The sequence below is a fragment of the Vibrio sp. YT-19(2023) genome, from assembly GCF_033337395.1.
The window spans coordinates 1-586 of sequence record NZ_JAWOQN010000820.1 but is presented as its reverse complement, the minus strand read 5'-3'; the positions used below and the strand labels follow the sequence as shown (position 1 = coordinate 586).

Sequence of the window (586 nt, the reverse complement as noted above, 5' to 3'; positions counted from 1 at the left end):
GCCTTCTCTTTACGCGCCGATGGGTTGATTGTCTCCACACCAACAGGCTCGACAGCATACTCACTTTCTGGTGGTGGCCCTATTCTGTCACCAAGCCTGAATGCCATTTCACTGGTGCCTATGTTCCCTCATACCTTATCTAGCCGACCGTTGGTGGTTGATGGCAAACGCAGAATCAAACTGATTGTGTCACCAGAAAATCGCGGTACACAAGAAGTAAGTTGTGATGGACAAGTGTCGCTGCCAGTTTCTCCCGGCGATGAGATCCACATTTATCAAAGCCCAAATGTACTCAAACTCATCCATCCGAAAGACTACAGCTACTATCACGTATTAAGGAACAAACTCGGTTGGTCTAGTAAGTTATTCTAGCTTTCATGAACACGAATTTAAGCCAGTTGCTGATTGCTGCTGGCTTTTTTCTTTTTTGGGATAACACGTAAAGACTTACTAATAAGGCGACGCGATATATCCTGCCGTTAAAACGAAATTTATAAACTTTGATCCTGTGTGCAAAGTTTAACTTATTCCAGAAAAGCAAATTGAATGGAGTATGTCGGGTGATATTCTCACCATGAATAGAGTA

1 pseudogene is annotated in these 586 nt (G+C 43.2%); it reads left to right on the top strand.

Annotated elements, in window-relative coordinates:
- Nucleotides 1-372 (top strand): annotated as a pseudogene (ppnK, locus tag R7E78_RS28640) (NAD(+) kinase); the annotation flags it as partial.
- Between the last annotated feature and the right edge of the window lie 214 nt (nucleotides 373-586).